The organism is Bermanella marisrubri (genome assembly GCF_012295615.1).
Classification (GTDB): domain Bacteria; phylum Pseudomonadota; class Gammaproteobacteria; order Pseudomonadales; family Oceanobacteraceae; genus Bermanella; species Bermanella marisrubri.
The window spans coordinates 1,175,578-1,200,000 of the sequence record NZ_CP051183.1; the positions used below are offsets into that span (position 1 = coordinate 1,175,578).

27 protein-coding genes (1 of these 27 only partly in view) are annotated in these 24,423 nt (G+C 44.0%); 16 read left to right on the top strand and 11 right to left on the bottom strand.

The window, feature by feature from the left end:
- Position 1: 1 nt before the first annotated feature.
- The 3 genes from HF888_RS05385 to HF888_RS05395 are packed head-to-tail and all read left to right on the top strand — an operon-like array spanning position 2 to position 3,016.
- Positions 2–541 carry an ureidoglycolate lyase gene (locus tag HF888_RS05385; RefSeq protein WP_007016316.1) on the top strand — a complete coding sequence of 180 codons (540 nt, stop codon included), beginning with the start codon at positions 2–4 and terminating at the stop codon, positions 539–541.
- Between the two features lie 8 nt (positions 542–549).
- Complete coding sequence (gene guaD, locus HF888_RS05390) at positions 550–1,827, top strand: guanine deaminase (RefSeq protein WP_007016317.1); 1,278 nt, start codon at positions 550–552, stop codon at positions 1,825–1,827.
- 13 nt (positions 1,828–1,840) lie between these two features.
- On the top strand, positions 1,841–3,016 hold the full coding sequence (locus HF888_RS05395) for a urate hydroxylase PuuD (protein ID WP_007016318.1): 1,176 nt from the start codon (positions 1,841–1,843) through the stop codon (positions 3,014–3,016).
- Here the strand turns inward: HF888_RS05395 and HF888_RS05400 are convergent.
- Together HF888_RS05400 and HF888_RS05405 are read right to left on the bottom strand one after the other, a co-directional pair.
- The gene (locus HF888_RS05400) at positions 3,004–3,285 is read right to left on the bottom strand and encodes an EscU/YscU/HrcU family type III secretion system export apparatus switch protein (RefSeq protein WP_007016319.1); all 282 of its coding nucleotides are present in this window, start codon (positions 3,283–3,285) and stop codon (positions 3,004–3,006) included. The genes HF888_RS05395 and HF888_RS05400 overlap by 13 nt on opposite strands.
- On the bottom strand, positions 3,282–5,123 hold the full coding sequence (locus HF888_RS05405) for a hypothetical protein (protein ID WP_007016320.1): 1,842 nt from the start codon (positions 5,121–5,123) through the stop codon (positions 3,282–3,284). Before HF888_RS05405 ends, HF888_RS05400 begins: the two co-directional genes overlap by 4 nt.
- 162 nt (positions 5,124–5,285) lie before the next feature.
- Between HF888_RS05405 and ccmA the strand changes: the two genes are divergently transcribed.
- The 9 genes from ccmA (at position 5,286) to ccmI (ending at position 12,343) form a co-directional block, all read left to right on the top strand.
- Positions 5,286–5,915, top strand: coding sequence for a cytochrome c biogenesis heme-transporting ATPase CcmA (gene ccmA, locus HF888_RS05410; protein ID WP_007016321.1), 630 nt, complete (start codon positions 5,286–5,288; stop codon positions 5,913–5,915).
- Entirely contained in the window at positions 5,912–6,577 is a 666-nt protein-coding gene (gene ccmB, locus HF888_RS05415) for a heme exporter protein CcmB (RefSeq protein ID WP_007016322.1), read from the top strand. Before ccmA ends, ccmB begins: the two co-directional genes overlap by 4 nt.
- A 93-nt stretch (positions 6,578–6,670) precedes the next feature.
- Entirely contained in the window at positions 6,671–7,423 is a 753-nt protein-coding gene (locus tag HF888_RS05420; protein WP_007016323.1) for a heme ABC transporter permease, read from the top strand.
- A gap of 13 nt (positions 7,424–7,436) precedes the next feature.
- Positions 7,437–7,610: a heme exporter protein CcmD gene (ccmD, locus tag HF888_RS05425; protein ID WP_007016324.1), complete on the top strand. Its 174-nt coding sequence runs from the start codon at positions 7,437–7,439 to the stop codon at positions 7,608–7,610.
- Positions 7,610–8,071: a cytochrome c maturation protein CcmE gene (ccmE, locus tag HF888_RS05430; RefSeq protein WP_007016325.1), complete on the top strand. Its 462-nt coding sequence runs from the start codon at positions 7,610–7,612 to the stop codon at positions 8,069–8,071. Before ccmD ends, ccmE begins: the two co-directional genes overlap by 1 nt.
- 11 nt (positions 8,072–8,082) lie before the next feature.
- Positions 8,083–10,026, top strand: a complete 1,944-nt coding sequence (locus tag HF888_RS05435) for a heme lyase CcmF/NrfE family subunit (RefSeq protein ID WP_007016326.1) — start codon at positions 8,083–8,085, stop codon at positions 10,024–10,026.
- Between the two features lie 9 nt (positions 10,027–10,035).
- Entirely contained in the window at positions 10,036–10,563 is a 528-nt protein-coding gene (locus tag HF888_RS05440; RefSeq protein ID WP_007016327.1) for a DsbE family thiol:disulfide interchange protein, read from the top strand.
- A complete protein-coding gene (locus HF888_RS05445; RefSeq protein WP_007016328.1) occupies positions 10,563–11,099 on the top strand; it encodes a cytochrome c-type biogenesis protein in 537 nt (178 codons plus the stop codon). The genes HF888_RS05440 and HF888_RS05445 overlap by 1 nt, the downstream gene beginning before the upstream one ends.
- Positions 11,096–12,343, top strand: a complete 1,248-nt coding sequence (ccmI, locus tag HF888_RS05450) for a c-type cytochrome biogenesis protein CcmI (RefSeq protein ID WP_007016329.1) — start codon at positions 11,096–11,098, stop codon at positions 12,341–12,343. Before HF888_RS05445 ends, ccmI begins: the two co-directional genes overlap by 4 nt.
- Positions 12,344–12,346: 3 nt before the next feature.
- Here ccmI and HF888_RS05455 read toward each other — a convergent pair whose 3' ends face one another.
- Together HF888_RS05455 and ppnP are read right to left on the bottom strand one after the other, a co-directional pair.
- Positions 12,347–14,236, bottom strand: coding sequence for a TonB-dependent receptor plug domain-containing protein (locus HF888_RS05455; RefSeq protein ID WP_007016330.1), 1,890 nt, complete (start codon positions 14,234–14,236; stop codon positions 12,347–12,349).
- Positions 14,237–14,469: 233 nt separating this feature from the next.
- Positions 14,470–14,751 carry a pyrimidine/purine nucleoside phosphorylase gene (ppnP, locus tag HF888_RS05460; RefSeq protein ID WP_007016331.1) on the bottom strand — a complete coding sequence of 94 codons (282 nt, stop codon included), beginning with the start codon at positions 14,749–14,751 and terminating at the stop codon, positions 14,470–14,472.
- Positions 14,752–14,908: 157 nt separating this feature from the next.
- On the opposite strand from ppnP, the gene HF888_RS05465 reads away from it, so the two are divergent.
- From HF888_RS05465 to HF888_RS05475, 3 genes are all read left to right on the top strand, one after another.
- Positions 14,909–17,125 carry an ATP-dependent helicase gene (locus HF888_RS05465; protein ID WP_007016332.1) on the top strand — a complete coding sequence of 739 codons (2,217 nt, stop codon included), beginning with the start codon at positions 14,909–14,911 and terminating at the stop codon, positions 17,123–17,125.
- A gap of 94 nt (positions 17,126–17,219) precedes the next feature.
- Entirely contained in the window at positions 17,220–17,654 is a 435-nt protein-coding gene (locus HF888_RS05470) for a hypothetical protein (protein ID WP_007016333.1), read from the top strand.
- A 13-nt stretch (positions 17,655–17,667) separates the two neighbouring features.
- Positions 17,668–18,495 carry an SDR family NAD(P)-dependent oxidoreductase gene (locus tag HF888_RS05475; RefSeq protein WP_007016334.1) on the top strand — a complete coding sequence of 276 codons (828 nt, stop codon included), beginning with the start codon at positions 17,668–17,670 and terminating at the stop codon, positions 18,493–18,495.
- A gap of 9 nt (positions 18,496–18,504) precedes the next feature.
- Here the strand turns inward: HF888_RS05475 and HF888_RS05480 are convergent, their stop codons facing one another.
- Together HF888_RS05480 and HF888_RS05485 are read right to left on the bottom strand one after the other, a co-directional pair.
- Positions 18,505–19,392, bottom strand: a complete 888-nt coding sequence (locus tag HF888_RS05480; protein ID WP_007016335.1) for a D-hexose-6-phosphate mutarotase — start codon at positions 19,390–19,392, stop codon at positions 18,505–18,507.
- A gap of 27 nt (positions 19,393–19,419) precedes the next feature.
- The gene (locus HF888_RS05485; protein ID WP_007016336.1) at positions 19,420–20,229 is read right to left on the bottom strand and encodes a TatD family hydrolase; all 810 of its coding nucleotides are present in this window, start codon (positions 20,227–20,229) and stop codon (positions 19,420–19,422) included.
- Between the two features lie 146 nt (positions 20,230–20,375).
- Here HF888_RS05485 and pdxH point away from each other — a divergent pair, with 146 nt between their 5' ends.
- Positions 20,376–21,014, top strand: coding sequence for a pyridoxamine 5'-phosphate oxidase (gene pdxH, locus HF888_RS05490; RefSeq protein WP_007016337.1), 639 nt, complete (start codon positions 20,376–20,378; stop codon positions 21,012–21,014).
- 27 nt (positions 21,015–21,041) lie between these two features.
- Here pdxH and HF888_RS05495 read toward each other — a convergent pair whose 3' ends face one another.
- The 5 genes from HF888_RS05495 to queE all read right to left on the bottom strand — a co-directional run.
- A complete protein-coding gene (locus HF888_RS05495) occupies positions 21,042–21,521 on the bottom strand; it encodes a cupin domain-containing protein (protein ID WP_007016338.1) in 480 nt (159 codons plus the stop codon).
- Positions 21,522–21,542: 21 nt separating this feature from the next.
- Positions 21,543–21,899 (bottom strand): hypothetical protein, encoded by a 357-nt coding sequence (locus HF888_RS05500; RefSeq protein WP_007016339.1) that lies wholly within the window; start codon positions 21,897–21,899, stop codon positions 21,543–21,545.
- A gap of 1 nt (position 21,900) precedes the next feature.
- On the bottom strand, positions 21,901–22,698 hold the full coding sequence (locus HF888_RS05505) for a crotonase/enoyl-CoA hydratase family protein (RefSeq protein ID WP_007016340.1): 798 nt from the start codon (positions 22,696–22,698) through the stop codon (positions 21,901–21,903).
- Positions 22,699–22,759: 61 nt separating this feature from the next.
- Entirely contained in the window at positions 22,760–23,812 is a 1,053-nt protein-coding gene (locus HF888_RS05510; protein WP_007016341.1) for a CNNM domain-containing protein, read from the bottom strand.
- 86 nt (positions 23,813–23,898) lie between these two features.
- Positions 23,899–24,423, bottom strand: the 3' portion of a protein-coding gene (queE, locus tag HF888_RS05515; RefSeq protein ID WP_007016342.1) for a 7-carboxy-7-deazaguanine synthase. The gene runs 147 nt beyond the window's last position; only the last 525 of its 672 coding nucleotides appear in the window; the start codon falls outside the window, past its right edge; its stop codon occupies positions 23,899–23,901.

Here is a 24,423-nt window from a genome sequence, read left to right on the forward strand (position 1 = left end):
TATGTCGTTGAATAAAGTCTTAACACTGACGCCCGAGCCATTGACGGCAGAAGCGTTCTCAGATTTTGGTGATGTGATCCAAGTGGGCGAACAGCCCATCATGATCAATGAAGGTACAACGGAGCGCCACCATAAATTAAGCTCGGTTGAATTATTAGGCCAATCTGACCTGGCGATTATAAATATCTTCCGAGCGCAACCACGTACTTTGCCAATGGACATCAAAATGATGGAACGTCATCCATTAGGCAGTCAGGCATTTTTACCGACTTCCAGCCGTCCCTATTTAGTGTTGGTTTGTCTGGGTCAACAAAAGCCCGACCCTTATAGTATGCGATTATTCTTGGTGAGTGGCCGTGAACCTAGTTTAACCGGCGTAAGTTACAAAGCAAATTGCTGGCATCATCCTTTATTGGCTTTAGAAGATGTCACTGATTTTTGGGTTGTAGATCGCGCAGGTGATGGCAATAACCTAGAAGAATACGAATTTGATAGTGCTTGGCACATACAAATACCTGAGCTAAAGAATTACGAGTTATAAAACCCAATATGCAAGTTTATCGTTCCTCTATTTTAGACTTTGATACAGACGGCGCGCTCCGGTATTTGCCAGATGGATTGCTATTCATCGAAAATGGAAAAGTGAAAAATCTAGGTCATTTCGATGACCTAATTCATCAGGCGTCTGAACAAAATATTATCGACTATCGCCAGAATATTATCATGCCTGGATTTATTGACACCCATGTGCATTACCCGCAGGTGGATGTGATTGCTTCCTATGGCGAGCAGTTATTAGATTGGTTAAATCAATATACTTTTCCCACGGAAGAAAGCTTTAAAGACCCTTCCATAGCAGAAGAAACCGCTCACTTTTTCATTAATGAATTGCTACGAAACGGGACAACCAGTGCCCTTGTTTTTGCTAGTGTGCACAAAACGGCGGTGGATGCCTTTTTTAAAGTAAGCGAGTCATATAATACTCGTATGATCTGCGGCAAAGTGATGATGGATCGCAATGCACCGGACGCCTTATGTGATGAAGCCGAGCAAAGCTATATCGAGAGTAAAGCCTTGATCGAGCAGTGGCATGACAAGGGTCGGCAGCTTTATGCAGTCACACCGCGCTTTGCCATTACCTCCACGCCAGAGCAATTGGAATATGCCGGTAAGCTTTTAAAAGAAAGCCCTGATGTTTATTTGCAAACCCATCTTAGTGAAAACAAAGATGAAATTCGTTTTACCATGGAGCTGTACCCGGATCGTGAAAATTATCTGGATGTATATGATCACTATGGGTTGCTTGGTAAGAAATCAATTTTTGCCCATTGTGTACATCTACAAGAAAGTGAATACAAGCGGTTAGCACAAACTCAATCAAAGATTTCATTTTGTCCAACATCGAATCTATTTCTAGGTAGCGGCTTATTTGATTTACAGCAATCAGAGCAACACGATGTCGCAACCAGTGTTGCAACGGATGTCGGTGCGGGTACCTCTTTTTCGTTATTTCGTACTTTAAGCGAAGCCTACAAAATATGTCAGCTAAACGGACAGAAGCTAGATGCTAGAAAGGCATTTTATATGGCGACGTTAGGTAATGCTAAGGCACTTAGCTTGGATCATTTGATCGGCAATTTCGACGTTGGTAAAGAAGCGGATTTTATTGTTTTAGATTTAGAGAGTACGCCGTTACTTACACGCAAGTACAAGAAAAGCGATGATTTAGACGAGCTATTATTTAGCCTAATGATGTTGGCTGATGATCGCGCCATTTCTCGCACCTATATTATGGGTGAATGCCGTTATACAAAAGAATCAGAATAAAGGGTATTAGATTATGGAAGCCTATTTTTTCGACTGGCTCAATTTGTTTTTTCGTTGGTTCCATGTGGTAGCGGGCATCGCTTGGATTGGTGCGAGTTTCTATTTTATTTGGCTAGACTTGAGCTTACGCGAGCCTCCGCAATGGAAAAAAGACAAGGGTATAAAAGGGGACCTTTGGTCCATACACGGTGGTGGGATTTATGAGATTGCCAAATATCAGTTAGAACCAGAAGCCATGCCCAAAAAATTGCATTGGTTTAAATGGGAAGCCTATACCACTTGGCTTACGGGTTTTGCCTTGCTCTCTGTCATGTATTATTGGGGGGCGGAGCAATACCTGATTGATCCAAGTAAGATGGATCTAACACAATGGCAAGCTATTGCTATTAGTTTGGGTTTTCTTGTAGGTGGATTTATCTTTTACGAGTTACTTATTAAAAGCCCTTTACAGCATTCAGCAAAACTATTTGCCGTTGTTTTATTTTTAGGTTTAACCTTAGCGGCATATGCTTTGGGGGAAATATTCAGTGATCGTGCTGCTTATTTACATGTGGGTGCATTGATTGGCACGATCATGGCGGGTAATGTTTTCTTTGGCATCATGCCGGCCCAGCGAGAGCTAGTAAGAGCTATAGAAGCAGGGGAAAAACCTGATCCCAAACCAGCGGCTTTTGCAAAATTACGTTCCACTCATAACAATTACTTTACGCTGCCTGTACTGTTCATCATGATCAGTAATCACTATCCCATGACGTATGCTCATGAGCATGCTTGGCTCGTTTTGGCTTTGATCAGTTTCAATGCAGCATTTGTGCGACACTATTTCAATCTTAAACATCAAGATAATCATCAGCCATGGATTTTGGTAGCCGGTGCCGTCATGTTGTTTTCCATTATTGGTTTTATGTTACCAAAGCCCATTGAAACCCATTCCGATGTCATCAGTGATGCAAGAGCGGTACAAATTAGTGAGCAGCGCTGTGCCGCATGTCATGCACAAGAACCGAGCCATCCTGCCTTTGCATCGGCGCCAGCGGGTTTGTATTTGGAAACTTTGGATGAACTTGTGGCGCAAAAGCCGATGATTTTACAAACCGTTAAGACGGGTTATATGCCGTTGGCGAACATGACCAAGATGACGGATGAGGAACGGGCGCAATTGGTTCAATGGGCCAGTCAGTCTGACTGATTTTCGTCATATCCTTTTGGAGCCTTGCCTTGGATATAAAATGCAAAGGCAAGGATTTCCGCAATAAGCCGGTAGAGCTCTACCGGTATTTCATCCCCTTCGCTTAAATGAGCAAGCTGCTCAATCAGTGCCGGATTTTCATAGATGGGAATACCAGCTTCCAGCGCAGCATCAATAAGAAATTGCGCGGCTTCGCCCAATTGGTTTTGACTTACTATCGGTGTGGTATCGCCATCATAAAATAGGGCGACAGCTTGTTGTTGATTCATGTTCGTACGTCCACTAATGATTGGCTTATGGTTAGTTCTTTTTTCGCTGGCTCACCATGCTTGGTTTGTAGTTGTTGAACTTGAAAGCCTGCGCTGCTCAATTTATCACGTAGCACTGCAATCTGGTTTTGTAAGACTTTTAAACGGTCTTTATGGGCAGACCATAGCGTTATGTCTACTTTACTATTTAATACATTGGCTTCGATGGCAAAGCTTTTTTGGCTTGATTGCTCAAAGCGCAATACCAGATGCCAGCCTCTTTCTGCGGTTGAGTCTTGCTGTGTTTCTTGTTCATGCTCTCGAATATCCACTTCACACCAATGAAGAGTATTTTGATGGACGTAAGGCAGATTCATTTGAATAAAAGTATTGTCGCTGTTGGTTTGAAACACTCGGCTCTGAATTTGATCTTGCTGTACTTTGTTTACGTTTTGAGCCGTGTTCAAAAGTTGTCTAAGCAGTGCTTGTTCTTCCGAAGCCTTATCAGGTAATTGCGCCAGCATGATCTGGGCTGTGTTTTGTAATTGCTGTTGAACACTTAGGTTTGGCGGCCAATTGATTTGAGCGTGGCTGGTAGTTTTGGGTGTGGCCAATATAGAAATCCAATCAACAGGATTGAGTCTCCCTGTCTCATGGTTGTTTTGTGACCAGTTGGGCACTACGCTTGCATTGAATAACTGTGGTTGCTGTTGAATGACTTGACGTAAGTTTTGTATTAGAGCCGTCTGATGTTGTAATAATTGTCCTTTACTATCTTGTTTCATTATTTTTATTAACGAATTTAAAACCTCATTTTTTACTGAAGTTAAACCGTTCTTGTTTGAGATTGATTGACTCACTGTCTTTGAAGCTAATGCAGTTTGTACCCCAGTCATTGTTGAAGAGGATGAATCTGGCGACTGAGAAGTGGGCTGAGAAGAGGGCGTAGACTGACCGTTAATTGGTTTTAGTACGTGCTGAGCCTGCTGCATCCACAGCTGCATTTGTTTTTGCACATGTTTTAGGCCGCGCTGAAGATTGGGAGCAGAGACATTACCGTCAGCGTTATTAGCGTTCCCAGAGCGCCCTTGAGAACCTTGCCCTAACTGATTACTGGCCCATTGAAGTAGCTGTTTCTCCAATGTATGGCCACTGTTTTTCATGCCTTGCATCAGTTGCTGTGTCTTTTGTTCTAGGCTTAGCGATTGAAATTGCTGGCTATTTAATAAACTATCCAAGGCAGTAAGGTTTTGTGGAGATGCCGGGTTTCCCATGGATGATTGCGCCAGTAATGGCAGAGGCAACTGACCTTTATCAAGCTTTAAGGGAGTCAGGTTTGCTACACTCCCAGCCCTAAATTGGCTAAGCCACTTTTCCAATTGCAGTGCGGGTTTGCTCGATTGAAGTTGCCATTGTCCTGACGAGTCTTGCGTGATTTGTACACTGGAGCCTGCGGCATACGCTTTATTGGTCAATACAGAGAAAAGCGTGTTTTGAGTATTGAGTTGAGTGATATAGACCTTGGATTGAGCCTGATTCGCGGCGCTGCCATTTTGCAGTTGTGATAGTAGATAACGGGTTTGTTGCTGCATAGGTTGATCACTGTCTTGAGCGCTTAGCTGTTTGCTCAAGTTCGATAATTGCTGTTGAGCATTCTCGGGTGTGAGAGCTTGGCTTTTTACTACTTGTGCAGTGGTATTTTTTAAACCAGATAGGGCTTCGCTACCCACAGCCGAGCGCTGCAAGACGCTACTATTGGCGTTTGCACTGGGCTTTTGCGCTGTCTTCTGGTTCGCGGCTTTGCCGATTCCAGATGCATCGGGTGAAGATTGGCCATTTTGCGGTGGATTTAGCTTCATTTTTATATCTTTTGGCCTGATTTGGGCCGTAAATTACTGGGGATTTGTATATAATGCCCGCCAAATTCGCTACCTAAGTACCTAACAGGGTCAATAACCAAGGTCACTTACAGGTATCGGCCGAATCCCTAAAAAATACAGGGCAGGAGTAGATTCCAAACTATGTCTACTGAGTTTAGTTCAGAATTACCTTTGCTTCAGGCAAATCAACTGAACTGTGAACGAGATGACCGAACATTATTCGCAGATTTAAGCTTTGAGCTTAGGTGTGGCGAACTTGTGCGCATTACTGGGCCCAATGGCAGTGGTAAGAGCACGCTTATTCGTATTTTGGTGGGATTAAGCGCTGGCTTTGAAGGTGACGTTTTATTCAAAGGTCAGCCAATGCATCGTGCCCGAGCCGGTTTTTACGATGGGCTGTTGTATTTAGGGCACCAAGTCGGGGTGAAAGCCAGTTTGACGCCACAAGAGAATCTTTCATCGATTGAACCATCTGCCTCACAACATGCGATTTTCGATGCTCTGCAGAAGGTGGGTTTAAAGGGGTTTGAAGATGTCCCTAGCCAAAGTTTGTCGGCCGGGCAGCAGCGACGGGTGGCATTGGCGCGCCTATATCTGCAAAGTAAGCCCATCTGGATTCTCGATGAGCCGTTTACGGCCATTGACCAATCTGGTGTCGAGCAATTAGAGCAACTACTGATTGATCATAGTAGCAAGGGTGGTCTGGTTATTCTGACGACACACCATCAGTTATCTGTGCCCCACAAAGAAATAACCTTGGGGGCTATGTGAGTTTATACGCATTATTAAAGCGGGATTTACTGATTGCATTTCGCAATCGCGGCGAACTTTTTAATCCATTAATGTTCTTTTTAATGGTGGCTAGTTTATTCCCATTGGCCGTGACCCCCGATCCTCAATTTTTAGGCGAAATTGCGCCTGGCATTATTTGGGTGGGCGCTTTGTTGGCGACGCTATTAAGCATGGATCTCATGTTTAAAGGAGATTATGAAGACGGGGCGATAGAGCAGCTATTGGTCAGCCCATCGCCAACCATGTTGTTTGTTTTGGTCAAAGTCTTGGTGCACTTTGTCGTAGCCGGTTTACCTCTGACTCTGATGGCGCCCTTGCTAGGGCTAATGCTATCGTTGCCTGAATCCGGTTTTGCACCACTGATGTTGAGTTTATTAATTGGTACACCGATTTTGAGTTTACTTGGCGCTATTGGTGCGGCGCTTACCGTGGGATTAAAGAAGGGGGGGATGTTAATGCCCTTATTGATTTTACCCCTTTATATACCGGTATTGATATTTGCCGCCAGCAGTGTACAGGCTGGTGTCCAAGGTGATCCTTACATTGGTCATCTCGCCTTTTTGGGGGCGTATTTGGCGATGAGTTTAGTCGTGGCACCCGTTGCCGCCGCCTTTGCATTAAGAATTTCAGTATCGCGCTGATCGGCTTTAAAGCCATGGCGTGAACATTCGGTTTACGAGGTTAAATTCGTATACTGGATATAAAGTTTTTATCTTTTTAGATTGGTCAGTTGTATGTGGCAAGCAATAAAACGTCTTTACCACAAGTTGGGGTCGCCCAAGTGGTTCTATCAAATTAGCGAGCTTTGGAGCCCTTGGTTCTTTTGGGTGGGTGCAATCTTAATGTCAGTGGGCCTCGTTTGGGGTCTTGCTTTTGCACCTGCGGATTATCTTCAGGGCAATAGTTTTCGCATTATTTATATCCATGTGCCGTCGGCGTTGCTCAGTCAAAGTGCCTATATCATGATGGCGGTGGCCGGGCTTGTGGGTCTTGTCTGGAAAATGAAAATGTCTTTCATTGTCGGTAAAGCCATTGCGCCCATTGGTGCGGGTATGGCAGTTCTGGCATTACTGACCGGTGCGATCTGGGGCAAACCTACTTGGGGCACATGGTGGGTATGGGATGCTCGTTTGACCTCCATGCTTATTTTGTTGTTTTTGTATTTTGGTGTAATTGCCATTTATAACGCCATTGAAAACGAAGACATGGCCAACAAGGCAGCGGCGGTTCTATCCATTGTCGGCACCATCAACATTCCGATCATTAAATATTCGGTAGAGTGGTGGAATACCCTACATCAGCCCGCCACGATTACCTTGACGAAAAAACCCACAATGGCGCCGGAGATGTTTATTCCTCTGGCTATGACGATTATTGCGTTTTATTGCTGGTTTGCGGTTTGGGTGTTTGCTCGTACTCGTAACGAAATCTTGTGGCGTGAGCGCCGAACCAAATGGGTTCGGCAAACGCTCGGTTTATCAGAATAGGAGCTGAACCAAAATGTTTTTTGACAGTCTTAACAGCTTCATAGAGATGGGTGGTCATGGGCCTTATGTTTGGCTTTGCTACGGTATTTTCGCAGTCATCATGATTACCAATTTTTTAACCCCATCTTTAACGCGGAAAAACGTGATTAAAGATATTGAGCGTCAAATTCGCCGGGAGCAGAAGTAATGCATCCACAACGTAAGCAACGTCTTTTCATTATTCTTTTCATGTTGGCAGGCATTAGTCTTGCTGTTGGCTTAATGCTGGTGGCTCTGCAAGAGAACATCAATCTGTTTTATACACCACAACAAATTGCAGATGGCGAAGCGCCCAAAGATCGCACCATCCGTGCTGGTGGTATGGTCGTAGAGGGAAGTGTTAAGCGTGCCGAAGACGACTTAACGGTGGAGTTTAAAGCCACCGATGGCGTTGCCGAAGTAACGATTCAATACACAGGTATTCTGCCTGATCTGTTCCGCGAAAATCAGGGAATTGTTGCGCTAGGTAAGCTCAACGAGAGTAATGTCTTCATTGCCAGCGAAGTACTGGCCAAGCACGATGAAAACTACATGCCGCCTGAAGTAGCGGACGCCTTAGAAAAAGCCCATAGCAAAGGGCAAGATGATCTAGAAAGCGCTCGCTATTAAGGACGGAATTTATGTTACCTGAATTAGGACATTACGCGCTCATACTGGCGCTTGTATTTTCTGCCTTGTTATCTGTGGTGCCCTTGTTAGGGACGGCCACCGGCCGTGTTCAGTGGATGCTTATGAGCCGACCGCTCGCTTGGGGCCAGTTTGCTTTCTTACTTCTTTCCTTGGTTATTCTTGCTATTTGCTTTGCCCTAGATGATTTCTCGGTGGCGTATATCGCCAATAATTCAAATAGCTTGCTACCTATGCAGTATAAGATTTCCGCCGTTTGGGGCGGTCACGAAGGCTCTTTGCTATTGTGGGTCTTCATGCTCGGTATGTGGACACTCGCCGTGAGCATTTTCTCTCGCAATTTGCCAACCGACGTTTTAGCCAGAGCGCTGGCAATCATGGGCATGATTTGTGTCGGCTTTATTCTTTTCACTTTATTTACGTCTAACCCATTCGAGCGTGTATTACCCAATGTTCCAGCCGACGGCGCAGATTTAAATCCGTTGTTGCAAGACTTTGGTCTTATCGTGCATCCGCCTATGTTGTACATGGGGTATGTAGGTTTCTCTGTGGCGTTTGCTTTTGCTGTCGCCGCATTGTTAAGTGGTCGCTTAGATGCGGCCTGGGCTCGTTGGAGTCGTCCGTGGACTACCATCGCTTGGGGCTTTTTAACAGTCGGTATCGCGCTTGGTAGTTGGTGGGCATACTACGAACTTGGCTGGGGCGGCTGGTGGTTCTGGGACCCAGTTGAAAACGCGTCTTTTATTCCTTGGTTAGTGGGTACTGCTTTAATCCACTCCTTGGCAGTGACTGAAAAACGCGGAGCGTTCAAAAGCTGGACGGTTCTGCTTGCCATATTCGCGTTTAGTTTAAGTCTATTAGGTACCTTCCTTGTGCGCTCTGGTGTATTGAACAGCGTGCACTCTTTTGCCAGTGACCCGGATCGTGGTTTATTCATTCTTGCGCTGTTGGTTATTGCCATTGGCGGTTCACTTTTGCTCTACGCCATTAAAGCACCAACCGTGGTTGCTCGTGTGGGTTTTGCATGGATTTCAAAAGAAAGCTTCTTACTGCTAAACAACGTACTGCTGGTTGTGGTCGCTGCCACGGTATTGCTGGGTACGCTCTATCCTCTAGTGGCCGATTTTTTCTTTGATCAAAAAATCTCAGTAGGGGCACCATTCTTTAATATGTTCTTTAACCCCATCATGTGTGTACTGGTGTTGTTTATGGCCATCGGCATGACCAGCCGCTGGAAGAAAACCGACGCAAAATGGATAGCACAGCAACTGTGGCCAGCGGCCTTGTTCAGTATTGTTTTATCGTTTGTGTTTCCGTTGATTTACGGTGTGGAATACACTTGGCAAATCATAGTCGGTATTGCTGTAAGCAGTTGGATTATCACAGGCACATTGATGGATGTTTACCACAAAGCCAATGGTAAAAGCGGTATCGTTAGTGGCTTGAAGAAACTCACGCCTAGTTATTACGGAATGGTGTGCGCCCACATCGGTGTGGCCATTACCGCTATTGGTATCACCATTGTTTCTAACTACACACAAGAACATAACGTGCGTATGGAGCCCGGTGATCGAATCGAAGCATCCGGTTATGAGTTTGTCTTTGATGGTGTACGCAAAGTACCTGGGCCAAACTATATTGCCGATGAAGGTGTGATTCGTGTGTTCTACAACGACAAGTTCTACAACACCATGAAACCACAGAAGCGTCATTATAAAGTGCAGAGCAATATGATGACGGAAGCAGATATCGACGCAGGCTTGTTCCGTGATTTGTATGTGGCGCTCGGTGAACCTTTAGCTGGTGACGCTTGGGCACTGCGTATTCACTACAAGCCTTATGTGCGCTGGTTGTGGTTGGGAGCAATTTTCATGGCCTTTGGTTCAGTATTAGCTGTTTTAGACAAGCGCTATCGCATGGCTCCTCGTCGAGCTTAAGGAAAGATTATGAAACGTTGGATGCTATTTATACCTTTTATTATTTTCTTTTTGCTCGGTGTTCTACTTTGGCGTGGACTGTATTTAGATCCTAAAGACATTCCGTCGGCACTGATTGATAAACCGTTTCCTGAATTTGAGTTGCCGATTCTTTTGTCCGATGAGAACAAGACCAAAGCCGATATTCTAGGTCAGCCATTGCTGATCAATGTATGGGGCACTTGGTGTGTGAGTTGTAAAGTGGAGCACCCGTTCCTTGTGGATTTATCGCAGCAAGGCATCGCCATTATGGGCATCAATTACAAAGACGATAATGACGCTGCACGTCGTTGGCTAAAAGACTTAGGCGACCCTTATATTTTTAGTGTTGATGACGAAGACGGTACGCTTTCAATGGATTTAGGTGTCACAGGTGCACCAGAAACCTTCTTTGTTGATGCAAAAGGTATCGTGCGTTATCGACATCAAGGACCGATTACTGCCAGCAACTGGGATAAGATTAAACCTCACTATGACGCATTAAATGAGGAGCAATAATGAAAACACTGCTTCTGATCATAGGCTTATTTTTGAGTACTCAGTCACTGGCTATCGTGGAAGGTCACGCCTACCAGTTTACGGAAGGCAGTGAGCAAGAGAATGAGAAAAAAGCGGAGTTATTTCGCGAACTAGCAGTGGAACTGCGCTGCCCTAAGTGTCAAAACCAAAACCTAGCCGATAGTAATGCCACCATTTCTAGTGATCTGCGACGCGAATTGTATACGCAAATCAAGCAAGGTAATGATCGTGAAGAGATCATCGACTTTATGGTGGATCGCTATGGTGAATTTGTTTTGTATCGTCCAAAGGTCAATTCACTGACTTATGCTTTGTGGTATGGCCCGGTGATATTACTGGCACTGGTTGCCGTGATTGCGATCATCATTATCAAACGTCGTAAACGCATTAATGATGAAGAATACCAAGACCAGAAACAAAACAAATCTGCGCTTATGAGTGATGAAGAACGGGCCCGTGCTGAGGCGCTACTCAACTCAGACAAGAGAAGTAACGAAGAGGATAAAGACGCATGACCAGTTTGTGGATAGGAATTGCAGTACTAACAGCTCTGGCCGTTGTGTTCTTATGCTTGCCTTTGTTTATTCGTCTACGCTCCGGTGAACTGGTACGTGATCAAGCAAATATTGAAATCTACAAGCAGCAGCTAAAAGATTTGGATGCCGATCTTAAAGCGGAACGCATTTCTAAAGAAGATCACCAAGCATTAACTGACGAAGTAAAGCAGAACTTGTTGCAAGACGCCGAATCCTCCAAGTCTGAAACCAATCATACCAGCGGTAAACCATTGATTCCGATCATGGCATTCATTCTGATTGTTTCCGGTGTGTTGTTATACGCGCATCTTGGTAGTGAAAATGAGCTCATAATTAAAGAGTTATTGGAATCCAGTATGGATCCTAATACGGACATGGCAACTATGCGTGAAAATGCCGACGAGCTTATGCAGCGCCTGACGATTGTCGTAGACGAAACGCCAGAAGATGTAGAGGCTTGGTATCTACTCGGTCGAATTCAATCAGACTTAGGCCGCTATGATGAAGCCGTGTTTTCTTTTAGTCAGGTCTTACAATACTTAGACCCTGAACAAAAAGCGGATAAAGCCGCAGCCATGGCACAGTTGGCGCAAGCGCAATTTTTTGCGAACGATCGCGTATTAGATAAAGCGACGGAATCGTTGTTAATTGATGCTTTAGAAATCAATCCACGGGATTCTATGGTATTGGGTTTGCTGGGCATTGCTTCCTATGAAAATCAAAACTATATGGATGCCGTGCGTTACTGGACGCGCTTACAGGGTTTGATGCCACCCAGTGATCCTAATCGACAAGCCATTGCCGGCGGTATTAATAAAGCCAAAGATAATCTCTCTGCAGATCAACTGGATGAACTTGAGCAAGAACGTCTTGATGCCATTAAAGCCAGCATTAAAGTGACGGTGAATGTTGATGATTCGTTGAAGGATCAGCTACCCGAGCAAGCGGATTTATTCGTACTAGCTAAAGCAGAACAAGGGCCGCCTATGCCACTTGCAGTGCAGAGATTGCAGGTGAGTGAATGGCCGGTAACTGTGACGCTAGATGATTCTATGGCAATGATGGACAATTTAAAGCTCAGTGAGTTTGAATCAGTGGTGATCACGGCACGCATTTCTAAGAGTGGAGTGGGCAACGCAAAAGCGGGAGACTTAGAAGGGAACTCTAAAGCGATTTCGTCTTCTTCTCAATCTGCCACTGTTATGATTGATGACATTCTGTAGTTTTTAAAAGCGATAGTGTACATCCAAGCTCAATCGCCGCGGCAAACCTTGTATCGGTGATTGAGATCCTCTGTAGGGTTGAACGTACAATATTTTTTCATCCAATATATTTTTGATTCCCATACCATACCGCCATTTATCATAGCGTTTTTGATAACTGATCTCCCAGTCATATTCTTCCGATAGCTTCTCTGGTTCGCCACAGATCAAGTTGATGTCTGTGGTACATGCATAACGTGAAGAGATGATATTCAGCTTTGAGTAAATGGAAGCGTTCGTCTGAATTGGTAAACTCGCGTCGAATTTCAGCATATGGTTGGGGATGCCCAAGAGTGCATTTTTTTCATTCGCTATTCCGATAGCTTCAATACTGTTCTGGTCGACCAAAAACAATGAGTAGCTGGCATTCATCGTGATAACGTCTGTTTTCCAGTGGAACATGAGTTCATGACCAAAATTACTAATATCGCCTAAGGTGACATTGCTCGCGGAGGATGGGTTGAAACCGATAAAGTCTTGGATCTCTAACCAGAAAACGTTATAGCTAAGGCGTCCAGCTGAGCTGATTCGATATCCCAACTCTAATTCCGTGGATAACGTTTTTTCTGTTTTCGTTATAGCCGAACCTGAATTTTTAGCGCTGGCTAAGGTGTCAAATTGAGGTGTTTTAAATGCTTGGTTGTAGACAAATTTGAGGTAAGTGCTGTCCCAATTGCTGTTGATGGCGAGACGCGGTACCCACTCTTTACCAATTGCATCATGATCTTCATAGCGCGCACCATATGTCACATTGGCAAATGGCAGGTAGAGGCTGTGTTGAAAATAGCCACCAACGTTTATTTGTTCAATACTATTGTCGTTGTCAAAACGGGTAGTAGAATCAAACAGGAACGACCTTGTTACTTTTTCATATTCTTGGTAGTAGAAAAGCCCAAAGGCGATATCCTGATCACGCTTTCCGTGCCAGTAAAAAGTTTGATCTAATCGATATCGAGTGGCGTCTCGACTAACGGTTTGGCCATACTGGTTATCGCTATTCCATGGTTTCTGATTAACCAGTGTTAGTTTACTTTCGGAGTCCCAGACACTAGAGATTGGGCTGCGAGAATATGCTTGCAGGGCCAGATGTTCGAAGCTTAAGGTGTTGGCTTCTTGATAGCGCTCATTGGGCGAATAAAATAAACCGGCATCGCCAAAAAGAAGACGGTCCTCTTGCTCAAAGCGATCATACTGAACTTGTATGTATTGCTGGCCTTCTTGTAGTTTCAGCCATGCATGAAGCGGTTGGCTATTACTGTAGTTCTTGAGATCTTGCTCGTAGCCATCTAGGCCTTGCCATCGCGCGACACTATAGTCTCCATACCCTGCAGATAAGGTCATGTCATATTTTGCGCTTGAGGATGTTTCATCTGACAGCGTTCCGCCGTGATAAAGGCTAATACTGTTCTCAACCAAACCCTGCTTAATCACTTCGGCGTGGGAAGATAGGGCTGTTTCTGTTTTTTGACTGATACTGCTCACTTTGATGACGGCAAGCGCTGCTTGCCCTCCGTATTTCACAGAACCCGGTCCACGAATGATCTCTATTTGTTCAATGGTAGAAACAGGAAAGCGATTACCTAATGGCAATGATCCAAATGACAGCTCGTTTTGTTCTATACCATCCACAATTAATAAAATCTTGGCCTCCATTCCCCAGATACCACGAAAACTAAGTGAGAAGGTACCAATAGTATCTGCACCTGCCCAAAACCCTGGGACGTTCTGTAACAAATCCATTAAATACACCGCATTGGAGCGCTCAATCATATCTCGGGTTATTAGTGTAACTGTGCTGGGCTGCTTATTGACGGTTTTGGGGATGTTGGATGCAACATCAATCTTGATTTGCATGAGTTCATCTAACGATAGGGAAAAGTAATCCTCAGCATTGGTCTTGTGGGATATAAAGCTTGTTGCGACCAGCCATGGAAGGAGAGAGCACTTTATTACTGGTCTGAGCAAAGACATAGTGTCAAATATCCATATGCACCGATTGCCTTTAGTATAGTTGAATATAGGAGTTTTGCGCGTTGCTACTTTTGCTTACTCTGGCCCTAATAGGGCCAGAGTTTTACAGTATTTAATTACTCGTAGGTACAGAAATACGCGGTTTCTATCTCTACTTTAACACCAAATTTGACATTGGCATCTAGCTCAAATTGTTCCCCTTGCTTGAAGGTTTTCCACTCTTCTGTACCAGGGAAGCGAATGGTCAACGCACCACTCACCACCGTCATCACTTCTTTTTGGCTTGTACCAAATTCGTATTCACCCGGAGACATTACACCTACGGTTGCAGGCAAGGTTTCTGTCTGTAGAGCAATTGATTTTACTTTGCCATCAAAGTATTCATTTACTTCAAGCATTGTTTTCTCCTGTAGGGGCCTAAAACTCTCTTTAGGCTTTGAAAATTGCGCGCATCTTAGCCAGTTAGGACCCAAAAAGCCAACAAAATGAGACTAAGCCATGGAAGAAACTGACCTCAAATTGCAGTAAAATGCGGGTTTTTGCCTTGGGAAATTTGTGTCTACTTTAGCTTTTACGCCACAACAACAAGCTGTGATTGAGCACGTTCAAGGCCATGCAAAGGTCGTGGCTGTGGCAGGGGCAGGTAAAACTACGACGTTAACCCATTTTATCCAGCGTCAGTTAGAGCAAGGCCAAAACCCTCGACGCATGCTGGTCATTATGTATAACAAGTCGGCACAGCAAGATTTTACCCGCAAATTAAGTCGCTTACGCCTACCTTCATCAGCGCCTCAGATCCGTACATTTCATGCATTAGGGTTGAGAATTTATCGCACACTCATCGAACGGGGTTATCTCAGTGAGTTTCAAGGGGATCCCATTAGCCAAAGTGAGATGGAATTTCACTTATGGCGCTTAATGCAGCAAAAAGCGCCTAGCCATCGTCGACAAGAGATTCTGCAAGAACGAAAAAAATGGGTAGATCCCATGATGAGTTTTATGGAGCAGGTGAAGTCGAGTCTGGATCCGGCTGCGGTCGTATTTAAAGCACAGCAGCTTCCAGAGCATTGCCGCTTTTTTGTGAATACCTATGAGGCGTTTGAGCAATGGCGCAAGCAGCAAAGACGCATTAGTTATGGTGATATGTTGCATGATCCGTGCATGCTGTTTACTCAGCGACCAGATATCGCTCAAGAGTTTAGCAACCATATGGATTGGATTTTGGTTGATGAATATCAAGACATTAACGGTATTCAGCAATTTTTATTGGAAGTTCTTGCTGGTGAGCGCAGCAAGGTCATGGTCATTGGAGATCCTGATCAGACGATTTACGAATATCGCGGTAGCGACAGTGATTATATGGTTAAGCTTTTTGATGAACGCTTTCAGAACCCCAGAGTATACCCTCTTACGACTTCGTTTCGTTATGGGCATCAGGTGGCTTTGTTGGCAGGAAGCTTAATTCATAAAAACCAAGGCCGGTTGGATTTACCTGTATTGGCCGCCGATAGTAATCCCAAAACTCAGGTGAATTTTTATCCTTGTATGGATGAAATACCGAGTTTATTAAGTTGTATCGAATCGCAATCTGAAATGCATGGAGCGGAGAATGTAGCCGTTTTGTATCGTTTATGGGGTATGAGTGCACCTTTAGAGCTAGCCTTATTGCAACGGGGCATCGCCTATGACATGCCGAGTCAGTTTTGGGTTTTGGAGCGAAGCGAATTACAAAATTTTATGCTGTTGTTTGAGTTGGCGTCTGGTGATTTTGCTAAGCGAGATCAAACTAGTCAGTACCGCATGTTGCTCAATTTTTTAGTGCTGCCAGCGTTAAAGATAAAGCGAACTATGCTCGATGAATTAGCGCAATCAATGGTTCAAGCACTGAGCCAATATTCAGGATCATCAATTAAGCGCGTACTCTCACAAATCGATTACGGCGAGTTCAATGCATGGCAAAAACAGCAAATACAGGAACGCCTATTGTTTCTTGAATTAACGCAAGACAAGCGACTGAAAGGTTTTCAGCTGGTTAATCGCTACGTTAGAGAAACGGACTTTTACAAAGGGCTAAGTGATGGTGCTTTCTCAAAGCAGCAAGCAGATGATCGCATAGCCACTGTGCAAGGATTCGTTCGATTTATGACAAGTATTAACTTAAAAGTGAATGAGGTGCTTGGTCATTTCAGCCAATTAAAACTGAATAAACAACAGCAGGTGACTAAGGGGGTCAAGATAAGCTCGATTCATCGTGCGAAGGGTTTGGAGTGGTCATCGGTTGTCTTGCCCAGTGTTAGCAGCGCATTTTATCCATACGAAGCCGAGGGAGAAATGCAGCAAGCGAGTAGTATCGAAGCAGAAAGGCGTTTGTTTTATGTGGCCATGACGCGGGCAAAGCAGAGTCTTCACATTTTTTATCCTCAGGAAGATCAGCGACAAGTCAGTCCATTTTTATCTTCACCTGCGATGCAGTCCCTGCGAGATGCTTTTTATGAATTAGCTCAGCACCAAAATTCGATTCAAGTTTCGAAAAATGTGTTGAATGATTTGCGTCGGTATACTAGCGCCTTGAACTGGAAAGTGGACCTGCGCGTCACTAAGCAAACGAAAGAAGAAAGCCGTGTTCAACAAAGTGTGCGACATTCGCAATTTGGAGAGGGAATTGTTGTCGAGCAAAGTCCTAAATATTTACATATCCGCTTTCAGGACGGCCAGATTAGAACCTTAGACCGGTCTATCGCTCAGTCTTTTCTACAATTCCTTCCAAATTGATGGTTGATATATTGTCTTAGGCAAAGCCAGCCTTTTATTGCATATTTACTACATTGCTTGCTATAAAGTAAGAAAAAAGCATTAAGGGTGTGAAGTGAGTTGTCGCTACGGTGTTTATGCACAGGGTTCGGTTGTTCTTGAGTATTGGTGGGGTGACTTGGACAAGTCCACAATTATCAAGAGTGAGCGAGAGCAAGGAAAAGACCCTGCTATTGCCGATCAATACTTAGTACTGGCTGACTGTAGGCATTGCCAATTAAACTTGACTCCTGAAGATGTTCAAGACGTTTCATCCGCGTTACATACAGAAGGCTCCAGTCGGGCTACTCGTATTGCCTTGGTTTTGGGGGTGGATCATGAGCAGAATTTTAGTTCTTTGAACCAGTATTCAATCGAGAGCTGGTCCTCAGGAGTAGAAATCATGCTGTTCTTTAGTCTTGAATCGGCATGTATGTGGCTAGAACTCGACACTCAAAATGTGAGTGTTCGATTACAAGATCTCCAGCGAGAAGTTTCAAAACAACTATAAAAATAGGAAACACATGACAAAGTTGACGGGAAAAGTGGCTATGGTCACGGGAGCTGCCAGTGGTATTGGTCAATCACTAGCTATTAAATTGGCAAGTAAAGGATGCAAGCTGGCGCTGTCCGATTTATCGGTTGATCAGCTACAACAAACTGTAGAATTGATTCAACAGAGATCTCCTAATACTGACGTTAAAACATATGCTCTTGACGTAGCTGACAAACAGGCGTTCGAGCTACACGCGAATCAGGTCAATGAAGATTTTGGGCAAATTAATTTGTTGTTCAATAATGCGGGGGTTGCGCTGTCCTCTTTGGTTTCAGACAACAAGCGAGAGGATTTTGAGTGGTTAATGAATATTAACTTTTGGGGCGTGGTAAATGGGGTCGAATCCGTTTTACCTTATATGAAGCAAACTGAATCCGCTCATATTATCAACATTAGTTCTGTTTTTGGCATGATTAGTATCTCTCGTCAAAGCAGCTACAATGCGTCAAAATTTGCTGTTCGTGGCTATACTGAGGCGTTGGCGCAAGAAATGGCACTCAGTCATCCTTCTATTCAAGTAAGCTGTGTTCACCCTGGTGGTATCAATACTAACATTGCCAAGCAGGCACGTATTAGTGAAGATGAAGATCGAGAAGAGCTGGTAAAAAGCTTTTCTAAACTAGCGCGCACTCAACCTGAAAAAGCGGCAGATATCATTATTAAGGGCGTTGAAAAAAATAAGCGACGCATCATGGTCGGACAAGATGCACATCTTATTCATTTTATGGTTCGGTTATTAGGTGCGGGATACCAGCCACTAACACAATGGTTTGCCAAGCGTTTTGATTATGTATGAGTCGGTTGTCTAAACCGACTTAATACTGAGATCTAAACTGTGTGTTTGCCCTGGTGCCAATGTGACGACATTGTCTAGGATATTGGCACTTTCAATACAGAGCATGGATTGATAGGCGTGATCGGGGAATTGGCTTAAACGCTTCGATTTATCAATCCATGGGTTCCAAATAATACTGTCTTTACCATCACTTTCGATCAATAAATGTTCTTTTTTATCTGAATCAATGATTCGATAAGGCCCTCCATGACGAACAATTCTGTCTACTTCTTTTTGAATACCAATCCGGTTTAGTTCTAGTTTATTGACCCATTTATCGAGTGCGTCGACATAGGTTTGCTGTTCTGCTCCAGTGATTTGCGTAGTTTTAATGTTTGCAGGCAAGTAGCTGTGCAATGCTTCAGTAAAACTAAATGGGATGTTTCCAATATTCTTTGTAGATAGCGTCATTTCTATATGATCGCTTAACGTAAAGCTTGCTTTTAATTCAAACGCATGTGGCCAGATTTCACGAGTCGCAGAGTTATCGCTAAGCATCAGAGATAATTGAACCTTGTGCGCGGTTTCATTAACTTCATCAATATCGAATAATTGGTTTCGAGCAAAACCATGGGCTTGTTCGGGATTAGTAACGGCATCAAAAATTTCCGGTGGATTTTTCTCTGCATTGCCAAACCATGGCCAACAAATAGGAATACCACCTCTTGGGCTTTGCTCTGTCTTGTACTCTGCTAACGGGCTGAGCCATAATAAATTTTGCTTTCCAGTAGGCACGAAACTTAAAAGCTGAGCTCCTTGTAGGCAGATAAGGGCCTGAAATTTGGGATGTTCAATTTGCAAACAAGGTAGTTCATCATGAAAGATGATCTTGCAAAAAACCAAGCCTTTATCTGACATTTTGTTTCCTTAATCGTAAAGAATGATTTAAAAAAATAGTGCCTGACTATTTTGGTAAGCAATTGGCAATAGTTCTTCTACGGTGATGCCCTTCACTTCAGCCACTTTTTCTGCCACAAACGGGATATAGCAAGGGGCATTTTCTTTACCACGATATGGAACAGGCGTGAGATAAGGACTATCGGTTTCGAGAATAATATTGTCCAGCGGTGTCATACGAATAATATCGCGCACGTTCTCTGCTTTATTAAAGGTGCAAATACCATTAAAGCCAAGATAAAACCCCTGCTCGATTGCATACTGTGCTAAACCAGGACCAGATGTGAAACTATGGATAACACCGCGGCGTTTTAATGTGCTTTCGAATTCCTTTAGCACTGTAATGGTATCCTCGTCTGCCTCGCGGCTATGGATAACAACAGGTAAGTCCATTTCACTGGCGATTTGCAGTTGTTTGCGGAAGGCATTGAGCTGTATTTCACGATCGCAATGATCGTAGAAGTAATCCAAACCAATTTCACCGATGGCACGAATACGCTCATGTTGGGCGTTGCTGCGAATCTGCTTTTCCACATCGTCGTTAAAATCTTCGGCTTGATGGGGATGAATGCCTTGCGTGCCATAAACGCGATCCAAGTTTTGCTTAGTCGCGATATCCATCACGGTCTCAAGATTGTCTCCGGACACCGCAATGGTAATGATTTTCTCAATATTTTTTTCGGCTGCGGTGGCCACGGTATCCTCAATAGATTGCTCTTTGAGATAATCCAAGTGGCAATGGGTTTCGATGATAGGGTGATCGAAAACCGGAATTGGGCGCTTTTTGCTCTTACTCATGTGATACAACCAATCAATAAATATTCACGTATATGTTAACGTGTTCAACGGCTTAACCCAAAAATACTTTGTAAACGGCATAGCGGTTGATACACTCAGAAATCTTGTATTAATCCCACTGATATTCAGGTTGTAAGGGAGTTTTCATGGATATATCCAATATTCGTCGCCAATACGGTGGTTTTGAACTGCATCGTGAAGACTTGGATGATAACCCTATCGCTCAGTTTAAACATTGGCTCGGTCAAGCCATCGATTCAGAGCTTTTTAAAGATCCTACCGCTATGAATATCGCCACGGTAGATGAAGATGGTATGCCGTGCCAACGCATCGTTTTGCTTAAGAACTATGATGAAAAAGGCTTCGTTTTTTATACTAATCTCGAAAGTCAGAAAGCCCAGCACATTGCCAATAATAGTCAGGTTTGTCTGCACTTTGGTTGGCTTGAACTTGAGCGACAAGTGATTATTCGCGGGCGCGCGGAAAAATTGAGTGTTGCTGAAAATACAGAATACTTTTTATCTCGTCCTCATGACAGTCAATTGGCAGCTTGGGCCAGTGCTCAAAGTAAGCCGATCACAGGTCGAAAAATGCTTGAACAGGCGTTTTCCCAGATGAAACACAAATTTCAGGAAGGCAAAGTCCCCTTGCCTGGATTTTGGGGTGGTTATCGCATCGTGCCGGAACGAATTGAGTTTTGGCAGGGTAGGGTGAATCGTTTACACGACCGTTTTTTATATCGTAAAACGGATTCTGGTTGGAATGTAGAGCGCTTGCAGCCTTAGTTTTCAGATCGATTTTGATCCGCTCTATTACTGACGGCAAAACCGCTCAACTAGTGCTCTATGTTCTGGGAATTGTTGGCTTAGGCTTTCTGCCTTGGCCAACTCGAACTCTTCAAATACAAAGCCCGGGCTAACCACACAACTGACCAAGCTATACGCTTCTTTTGTGTTTTCTGTCATCGCGCAAAACCAACTATGAGCGGGAATCACAATACTGAGCGCATGGTTTGCACTCAGCCTATGCTCAATCAGTTTTCCTGTAGAATTTATTTCATAGATCATGAGGGCCGTGCCAGCATGAAAGAACCATTGCTCGTCGCTTTTAATTCGGTGCCAAGCGGAGAAGTCGCCCGCTTCCAATAAATAGTGAATACTGGTGCAAATAGGGCGTACTAACTGATTGTTTGATGTGTTTATGTCGCTGGCATAGATACGCTTATAATAGCCACCCTCAGGGTGGGGCTCCAATGCCAACTGCTTAATCCATTGCTGAGCTGCTTTAGTCACGGTGATTCAGTTCGTCTTCATTTATCGATTTTTTAACGCAACCCAGTGGCCAGAGCAATCTTTACCATTCATGTTGAGATACCAGGTTCCCTTTGCTTGCTCTGGGCCAATTTTCCCTTTCACGAAATAGGCTCCATCCGTTTCAATATGGAAGAAGCCACCTGGACTGGATTGACCTTTTACCAAAGCACATTCTTTTAGAAAGCAGTAAAAGCCCATTTCGATTTCTAAATCTCGATAATACATACCTAAATCACCGGATTCGGGACAGTCTCCACTTTCAGTAATATAGCCGCCACGATAATCACTTGTTTTTAGCCCAGAGTCGCACGCCACGAGTAAGACAATGGTTATACAAAGTAAAAGTCTAGGAATCACGTTATTGTCCTTTATACTTCGGCGCCCGCTTTTCAATCATTGCTTGTACAGCTTCCAAATGATCTTCGGTCTGATGCAAGCTAGCTTGAATGGCTGCACTTAAATCAAGAGTTTGTTCGAGGTTCAGGTTTTGAGCTGAACGTAACAATTGCTTAGTGGCTTTAAGTGCTTGCGGAGGATTATTCGATACTCTTTGTGCAAGATTATTAGCCTCTAACATAAGTGCCTCAGGTTCGACTACTTGGCTAACTAACCCCCACTTTAATGCTGTTTGTGCGTCAATGGATTCACCAGTGAATGCCATCTCAGCGGCACATGATATACCTGCGATTTTAGGCAAAATCCAAGCACCACCATCGCCGGGAATGAGACCGACTTTAATAAAACTCTCTGCAAATTTCGCATGGGTACTGGCAATTCGCATATCACAATACATGGCCAAATCACATCCAGCACCAATAGCCGGGCCGTTCACTGCAGCGATGGTTGGTAATGGGAAGTTATATAAGGCAAGCGGAATACGTTGTATGACCCTTTTGTAGCTTTCGCGAATATCGTTAGCGTCGCCAGCAAACATACCCTCTTTGTTGAGCATATGTTTGATATTACCACCACTAGAAAAAGCGGAGCCTGCCCCTGTAATGATCAGGCATCGAATTTCTGAATCTTGCTCAACCTCATTTAATGCATCGACAAAGGCATCGACTACCTCGATTTCTGAAATAGAGTTTCGTAATTTAGGTTGATTCAGTGTGAGGGTGGCAATATGTTCGTGCTTTTCAAGTAGGATAGCGCTCATGAAAGCTCCTTATTATTTTTAATGAATAGTGAGCGCTAACAGGTGAATTTGCAATAAAAGCTTATAGGCTGCTGGTATCAACCCCCATTTCTTTGGCGCGCTTTAGCCAGCGGGCACGTGCCAGTTTACGAAGGTCTTCGACTTCATCACTTTCGTCGACAATCTCTAAGCCAAGTAATGTTTCAAAAATATCCTCTTGTGTAATGATGCCCTTGATATCACCGTATTCATTTACAACGGATAGGATCTGAGCTCCGTTATTGATCATAAGCTCGAAGCATCGCAGCAATGAGGTTTTATCCAATACGGATTCCATTTTTCGGCTATATTGCTCTAGTGTCGATTCGCCGTTACCCCTAGCTCGTGCCAACAGCAAGTCAGTACGTAAAGCAAAACCGAGAATGTCATCTTGGCTGGCGCCATATAATGGGATTCGCGAGTAACGACTCTTTTTGTGCTTATTAAAGTAATGCTCGACTGTATAGGTCTGTGACTGCATAAATACGACGCTTCTAGGAGTCAGTACATCTTCAACTTTAAGTTCTTGTAAGCGAAATAAGTTGTGCAGAATTTGTGCTTCATGAGCCGCTAATTGACCCTCTTGTTCACCCAACTTAGCCATCGCAGCAAATTCATCTCGACTAAAGCCATCTAACGTTGGATGAGCCTGAAACTGGCGCGTCAATAAGCGCGACATTGCAACCAGTGGATATAGAATAATGACCATATACTTGAGTAATACCGCAAACGTAGGTGCCAGTTGACGCCAATATAAACTACCAATAGTTTTGGGAATAATCTCGGAAAATACTAAAATCAAAAATGTAAGAACGGCTGATGTCATGGCAAGCGCGTTAGAGCCAAACACCACAGCAGATTGTGCCCCTACACCGGCAGCACCCATGGTATGGGCGATCGTATTTAGAGAGAGAATAGCGGCTAAAGGCTCATCAATATTTTGCTTGAGTTTGCGTAACGCTTTTGCACTGCGTTTACCTTCTTTTTCTTGAAGGTTTACATATGGGGTGGTGACACTTAAAAGTACCGCTTCTGCAATGGAGCAAAAGAAAGAAAAACCTAAGGCAACAAATAGATAAATGAGTAAAAGTGTCACCGCTGTTCCTTATTAATGTACTAACGGGTTTATACGAGTCAAAGTTACGCTTAGATGACTCTATTAGAGTGAGGTTCCTTAACAGATCAATCAATACCTAAAAGCTTATGGGTCTGCAAAGACATGCGCCATTGTGGGTGGTCTAAGCAATACTGAGTGGCAGCCTGCATATTTTCCCGAATGATCATACCGCTATTCTGCTCACCATAGTCCGCCATTGGTGATAGATAGAAGTAGCTGGCACTGATACCACTAACAGCGTCTGGGGACAAATCCACTTGAGGATAGACTAACTTAAGCTCATCACATTGCTTGACCACAATCTCGCTGGTGCCTTTAGGACTAATGCAAACCCAATCTAGATTAGTCGGTAACGGTAATGTCCCATTACTCTCCACTGCACACTCAAAGCCGGCTTGCTGAAAATCACTGACTAAGGATTCGGTTAACTGAAGAGCAGGTTCACCGCCAGTAAACACCACGTAGGGTTTGCTTTTGGTGTCGTCTGTTAATTGTGGCCAAAGCGATAAAGCCAACTCTACGAGCGCCTGCTGGTTGTATGTACCACCGTTTTGCCCGTCTGTGCCGACAATGTCAGTGTCGCAGAACTG

Bases quoted from the DNA above. Each gene is read 5' to 3' on its own strand.
- HF888_RS05385 (WP_007016316.1), top strand. From the start codon at position 2: ATGTCGTTGAATAAAGTCTTAACACTGACGCCCGAGCCATTGACGGCA.
- guaD (WP_007016317.1), top strand. From the start codon at position 550: ATGCAAGTTTATCGTTCCTCTATTTTAGACTTTGATACAGACGGCGCG.
- HF888_RS05395 (WP_007016318.1), top strand. From the start codon at position 1,841: ATGGAAGCCTATTTTTTCGACTGGCTCAATTTGTTTTTTCGTTGGTTC.
- HF888_RS05400 (WP_007016319.1), bottom strand. From the start codon at position 3,285: ATGAATCAACAACAAGCTGTCGCCCTATTTTATGATGGCGATACCACA.
- HF888_RS05405 (WP_007016320.1), bottom strand. From the start codon at position 5,123: ATGAAGCTAAATCCACCGCAAAATGGCCAATCTTCACCCGATGCATCT.
- ccmA (WP_007016321.1), top strand. From the start codon at position 5,286: ATGTCTACTGAGTTTAGTTCAGAATTACCTTTGCTTCAGGCAAATCAA.
- HF888_RS05420 (WP_007016323.1), top strand. From the start codon at position 6,671: ATGTGGCAAGCAATAAAACGTCTTTACCACAAGTTGGGGTCGCCCAAG.
- ccmD (WP_007016324.1), top strand. From the start codon at position 7,437: ATGTTTTTTGACAGTCTTAACAGCTTCATAGAGATGGGTGGTCATGGG.
- ccmE (WP_007016325.1), top strand. From the start codon at position 7,610: ATGCATCCACAACGTAAGCAACGTCTTTTCATTATTCTTTTCATGTTG.
- HF888_RS05435 (WP_007016326.1), top strand. From the start codon at position 8,083: ATGTTACCTGAATTAGGACATTACGCGCTCATACTGGCGCTTGTATTT.
- HF888_RS05440 (WP_007016327.1), top strand. From the start codon at position 10,036: ATGAAACGTTGGATGCTATTTATACCTTTTATTATTTTCTTTTTGCTC.
- HF888_RS05445 (WP_007016328.1), top strand. From the start codon at position 10,563: ATGAAAACACTGCTTCTGATCATAGGCTTATTTTTGAGTACTCAGTCA.
- ccmI (WP_007016329.1), top strand. From the start codon at position 11,096: ATGACCAGTTTGTGGATAGGAATTGCAGTACTAACAGCTCTGGCCGTT.
- HF888_RS05455 (WP_007016330.1), bottom strand. From the start codon at position 14,236: ATGCAAATCAAGATTGATGTTGCATCCAACATCCCCAAAACCGTCAAT.
- ppnP (WP_007016331.1), bottom strand. From the start codon at position 14,751: ATGCTTGAAGTAAATGAATACTTTGATGGCAAAGTAAAATCAATTGCT.
- HF888_RS05475 (WP_007016334.1), top strand. From the start codon at position 17,668: ATGACAAAGTTGACGGGAAAAGTGGCTATGGTCACGGGAGCTGCCAGT.
- HF888_RS05480 (WP_007016335.1), bottom strand. From the start codon at position 19,392: ATGTCAGATAAAGGCTTGGTTTTTTGCAAGATCATCTTTCATGATGAA.
- HF888_RS05485 (WP_007016336.1), bottom strand. From the start codon at position 20,229: ATGAGTAAGAGCAAAAAGCGCCCAATTCCGGTTTTCGATCACCCTATC.
- pdxH (WP_007016337.1), top strand. From the start codon at position 20,376: ATGGATATATCCAATATTCGTCGCCAATACGGTGGTTTTGAACTGCAT.
- HF888_RS05505 (WP_007016340.1), bottom strand. From the start codon at position 22,698: ATGAGCGCTATCCTACTTGAAAAGCACGAACATATTGCCACCCTCACA.